This is a genomic window from Flagellimonas flava, from assembly GCF_050617915.1.
Taxonomy (GTDB): domain Bacteria; phylum Bacteroidota; class Bacteroidia; order Flavobacteriales; family Flavobacteriaceae; genus Flagellimonas; species Flagellimonas flava_A.
The window spans coordinates 1-263 of the sequence record NZ_JBODQE010000079.1 but is presented as its reverse complement, the minus strand read 5'-3'; the positions used below and the strand labels follow the sequence as shown (position 1 = coordinate 263).

General features: G+C 31.9%; 1 protein-coding gene. It reads right to left on the bottom strand.

Annotated elements, in window-relative coordinates:
- Nucleotides 1-77 precede the first annotated feature (77 nt).
- Nucleotides 78-263: hypothetical protein (locus tag ACRHOZ_RS21045; protein WP_431130258.1), on the bottom strand; the 186-nt coding region annotated here is incomplete at its 5' end.

Here is a 263-nt window from a genome sequence, read left to right as displayed (position 1 = left end):
CCCAAAGACATTGAGTTAATTTCTATAAATATAGATGCTTTATACGCTAAATATTACAAAAAGAAGTACAGATCTTATTAGTTTAGTCCTGTTTTGCTATTGTCATTAAAGTCTTTGCGCTGATGCCTATCATTCTCGTGTACCAGAGCTGAGAGTCCATAAACTACGTGTCGTATTACTTTATAATCCTTTTGTTCTAAAGCTTTATCACCTTGATCAAATAACTTTTCGGCCTTACGCTTATTTGTAAAATTATCATATAG